The organism is Deferrisoma sp. (genome assembly GCF_054681715.1).
This window is the reverse complement of sequence record NZ_BAAHFQ010000213.1, coordinates 1-4,344: the sequence shown is the minus strand read 5'-3', so window position 1 is coordinate 4,344 and position 4,344 is coordinate 1. Positions and strand designations below refer to the sequence as shown.

The 4,344-nt window shown below is 69.7% G+C and carries 5 protein-coding genes; 4 read left to right on the top strand and 1 reads right to left on the bottom strand.

The window, feature by feature from the left end:
* Positions 1-1,167, top strand: a 1,167-nt coding sequence (locus tag ACY0I8_RS16680) for a hybrid sensor histidine kinase/response regulator (RefSeq protein WP_461395647.1), incomplete at its 5' end; no start/stop codon positions are given.
* 2 nt (positions 1,168-1,169) lie between these two features.
* Positions 1,170-1,688 carry a hypothetical protein gene (locus ACY0I8_RS16675; RefSeq protein WP_461395646.1) on the top strand — a complete coding sequence of 173 codons (519 nt, stop codon included), beginning with the start codon at positions 1,170-1,172 and terminating at the stop codon, positions 1,686-1,688.
* A gap of 296 nt (positions 1,689-1,984) precedes the next feature.
* Here ACY0I8_RS16675 and ACY0I8_RS16670 read toward each other — a convergent pair whose 3' ends face one another.
* Complete coding sequence (locus ACY0I8_RS16670; protein ID WP_461395645.1) at positions 1,985-3,205, bottom strand: HD-GYP domain-containing protein; 1,221 nt, start codon at positions 3,203-3,205, stop codon at positions 1,985-1,987.
* 145 nt (positions 3,206-3,350) lie between these two features.
* On the opposite strand from ACY0I8_RS16670, the gene ACY0I8_RS16665 reads away from it, so the two are divergent.
* On the top strand, positions 3,351-3,899 hold the full coding sequence (locus ACY0I8_RS16665; RefSeq protein WP_459940669.1) for an epoxyqueuosine reductase QueH: 549 nt from the start codon (positions 3,351-3,353) through the stop codon (positions 3,897-3,899).
* Positions 3,896-4,111, top strand: a complete 216-nt coding sequence (locus ACY0I8_RS16660) for a DUF2905 domain-containing protein (RefSeq protein ID WP_459940668.1) — start codon at positions 3,896-3,898, stop codon at positions 4,109-4,111. The genes ACY0I8_RS16665 and ACY0I8_RS16660 overlap by 4 nt, the downstream gene beginning before the upstream one ends.
* Positions 4,112-4,344 lie beyond the last annotated feature (233 nt).

The window sequence follows — 4,344 nt, the reverse complement described above, 5'->3', positions numbered from 1 at the left end:
GAGCTCCATCTCGAGGAGATCCGTCGGAAAACCGAGGAGTTGGCCGACGCCCACCGGAAACTCCAGGAGCAGTACCGGGAGGTGGCCGAGGCGGCCCGGATCAAGAGCCAGTTCTTCGCCAACATGAGCCACGAGCTCCGAAGCCCCCTGAACTCGGTGATCGGCTACGCCGAGCTTCTTTTGGACGGGATCGACGGTCCGGTCACCGAGGCCCAGCGGGCCGACCTGGAGAAGATCCGGTCCGGGGCCCGGTACCTGCTGAAGCTGATCAACAATGTTCTCGACATGACCCGGATCGAGGCCGGCCGGATGGAGGTGGAGATCCGGCCCTTTGATCTGGAGCGGGTGCTGCGGGAGGCCGCGGACACGGTGGCACCGCTGGCGTACCGGAAGGGCCTGGATCTCCGGGTCGAGGTGGAGCCCGGCCTCGGGCCGGTGCGGTCCGACGAGGAGAAGGTGAAGCAGGTGGCCATCAACCTGCTCGCCAACGCCGTAAAGTTCACCGAGCAAGGGTCCATCGTCTGCCGGGCTCGGCACGAGGGCGGCGGGGTCCGGGTCGAGGTGGAGGACACCGGCGCGGGCGTGGCCCCCGAGGACCGGGACCGGATTTTCACCAAGTTCTACCAGGCCGACGCCTCCCACGGCCGGGGGCACCGGGGCACGGGGCTCGGGCTGCCGCTCAGCCGGATGCTTGTGGAGCTCCTGGGCGGCCGCATGGGGCTGGAGAGCGAGCTGGGGAGGGGGAGCCTGTTTTGGTTCTGGATCCCCGATGCCGAGCCGGGCCGGGAGGCCGAGGCGCGCGACCGGCCTCTCGTGCTGGTGGTGGAGGACGACCCGGCGGCCCAGGAACTTCTCAGACGGTTCTTGGAAACCGGCGACTACGAGGTCATCGCCGCGGACGATGGGGCCGAGGGGATGGAGCTCGCCCGAGAGAAGCGCCCAGACGTCATCACGCTCGATCTCCTGATGCCCCGGGTGGACGGGTGGGAGCTCCTGCGGCGGCTCAAAGCGGACCCGGCCACCCGGGAGACCCCGGTGGTGGTGGTGACCTGCATGGACCGCCAGGACCAAGCCCTGCGCGAGGGGGCGGCGGCTCTTCTGGTGAAGCCGGTGGAGCGGGCGGAGTTGCTCGCCGCGGTGGGCCGGGCGCTGGGCCGGGAGGGATGAGGATGGGCGCGCGTCGGTTCGGGCCCGAGGAACTCCAGGAGGTCCGGCGGGCCGTGGGGTTGGCCCAGGATCTCACGGGGCAGCACTTCGGGCTTCCCGACGACTGGTTCGAGCGCACGAGCCACGAGGTGTGCACGGCCCGGGACCTCCGGCCGTTCGAGCTCCTCGGCCCCGGGGTGCTGGCCCAGATCCGACGGGTCCACCGCCTCCGGCCCGTGCCGGCCGGGCCGTGCCCCGCGCTCTGCCCCCACTACCGGATCTGCCTGCAGGACCACAACCTTCTGGAGCGGCTCCGGCGGGAGCCCGGGGCCCGCCTCGGGGATCTGCTGGTGGCCGTTTTGACCCACGAGTACGTGCACCTGGTGCGGTTCTGCCGGTTCGAGTGCCCCTACCGGCCCCTACGGGACGAGGCCTGGTGGCGCGAGGAGCACGAGGTGAACCGGGTCACCCGGAGGGTCCTTCGGGCCGGGCCGGCATCGCTCCGGGAGGCCGCGGAACGGTTGATGCCCGGGCCGGTTTAGAGAAACCCGGCGCCAAGAGAGGCGCGCAAGGAGATCGCGGGGGCATGGGGCCTGCTTCCGGCCGTGCGTGAGTTCGGCACCCTTTTCGCCGCGCCTTTCCATGCCGTTGTCGGCTCGACAGGCCGGAGCGGCGGTGGCGGACGTTCCGGATCTTACAAAGCGATCCAGGCGTGGTGATGGCGCGGCGAGGTAAGGGGCCGCACCCGGCTCTCCACCACTCCCCCACCCGCGGGTTTCCGTAGCAACGACGGGGATCTGGCAATACTTCCGTTGGTGTTGATAACCCGTTCCCAAACTCACCAGGGTTGGATCTCGGCGTGGATCCGCCGGAACTCCTCGTGGACGCTGTGAAACACCCGCAGCAGCTCGGGGTCGAAGTGGGCCTCGGGCCGGGTGCGGCCGTCGCCGCGTTCGAACACCTCCATGGCCTCCTCGTGGGAGAGGGCCGGCTTGTAGGGCCGGGCCGACCGCAGGGCGTCGTACACGTCCACGATCTTCACGAGCCGCGCCTCCCGGGGGATCTCCTCCCCCCGAAGCCCCCGGGGGTATCCCGAGCCGTCCCAGTTCTCGTGGTGGGCGCCGGCGATGCGCCGCGCCGTGGCGAGCCGGGGCGAGGTCCCGATGATCTTCTCCCCGTGGAGGGTGTGCTCGCGCATCAGGGCGGTCTCGGCCTCGGTGAGCGGGCCGGGTTTCCGGAGGAGTTCCCGGGGAGTGTGGATCTTTCCGACGTCGTGGAGCTGGGAGGAGTAGGCGAGCACCCGGGCCTCGGCGTCGGTGTATCCGGCGGCCCGGGCCAGCACCTCGCAGTACCGGCTCACCCGCACGATGTGGTCGCCGGTGACCTCGTCGTTCACCTCGCTCGCCCGGGCCAGGGCCCCGATCAGGTACACGAAGGCTTCCTCCACCTGGGCCACCCGGGAGGCCAGGGTCCACACCGCCCCCAGGGTCACGGCGAGGGCGGCGAGGACCTGGGCCTCGTACCGGGTGGCCCGGTCGGGGTAGTTGAAGGCGATGATCGCGCCGGGCCGGTCCCCGGCCACCCGGTAGCTCACGAAGTTGCGGATCGGTTCCCCGATGGCCTCGCGGACCTCCGGGTGGAACCGACTCTGATATGCCTCGAGGTCGCCGCCGTCCTCCTTCCAGTTCGACACGGTGACGTCCCCGGATCCCACCGAGAACGCGTGGGACTCGTCGGCCCGAAACCGGATCGGGTCCCGGGCCGGCCGGAATCCCTCGGGGGTCGAGCGGTAGAGCACCCCCTCGAACTCCTCGCCCCGGGCGTGCACCAGGAACACGTGGGACGGAGCCCGGGTGCCTTGACCGGGTTCGCCGAGGGTCATCTCGTTCAGGGCCCGCAGCACCAGGGCGTCGGGATCGGGCACCGAGGGGCAGTCTTGGCAGAGCTCGGCCAGGGCCTCGTCGGTGACCCGCAAGAGGTCGAGCGTCTGGCGAAACGCCATGTGACACAGATCTCGGCCGCGCCGGGGCACATGGATCAAACGGGCGCGGTGGGGCATGGGATTGTCCCTCCTGTCGCTGGAAAGCTAGGGATCTGGAAGGCCAGAATGCCGGGGACCGCTCGGGGTCCGGCTCCGGAGACGGGCCCTTGACCGTCCGGCGGCCGGGCCCCATCCTACCGGTGATCCGAAGGAGCGCAAACCGATGAGACTCCTGCTTCACACCTGCTGCGGCCCGTGCACCATCGTGCCCCTGCGGCGGTTGCGCGCCGAGGGCACCGAGGTCATGGGCGTGTACGCGAACCCCAACATCCAGCCCTACACCGAATGGGTCCGGCGGAAGGAAGCATTGGAGACCCTGGCCGAGGCCGAGGGGCTCCGGCTCCTTCCCCCTGGGGAGTACGACGTGGTGTCCTGGCTCCGGCAGGTGGCGTTCCGGGAAGCCGAGCGCTGCCGGATCTGCTACCACCTGCGGCTCCGGCAGACGGCCCATCTGGCGAAGCGGGGGCGGTTCGACGGGTTCACGACCACGCTGCTCTACAGCAAGTTCCAAAAGCACGATCTCATCGCCGAGGTGGCCGGTGCGGTCGCCAGCGAAACCGGGGTGCGGTTCGTGTACCGGGACTGGCGGGAGGGGTGGAAGGAGGGGGTGGAGGCCTCGAAGGCCATGGGACTGTACCGGCAGTCGTACTGCGGGTGCATCTACAGCGAGCAGGAGCGGTACCGCCCGAAGCGCTCGGGAGGTGAGCCATGACCGATCTGGCGAAGATGCTGATCCTGATGGGGCTTCTTCTCGCGTGCCTCGGCGTTCTTCTTCTCCTCGTGGGGAAGGTCCCGTGGATCGGGCGGCTCCCCGGCGACATCGTGGTGGAGCGGCCGGGGTTTCGGTTCTACTTCCCCCTCGGGACCTCGATCCTCCTTTCGGTGGTGTTGTCCCTGGTGCTGTGGCTCCTCAGCCGGCGGTGACCCCCTTGACACCTGTGCGGGCGTGGTTATTCAAACCATCGCGCCGGCGGGGCACGCCGGCCACAGTCCAAATCCCAGCGTGAGGAGGTGTAGCCATGCGTGGGACGAGCCTGATTCCGAGGGAAGAGGTGTTCGAGCCCATCCGTGCGCTCACCCAGGAAGTGGACCGCATGTTCCACAGCGTGCTGGGGGACTGGGCTGAACGGGTGCCCGCCCGGTTCCGGTTCGACTGG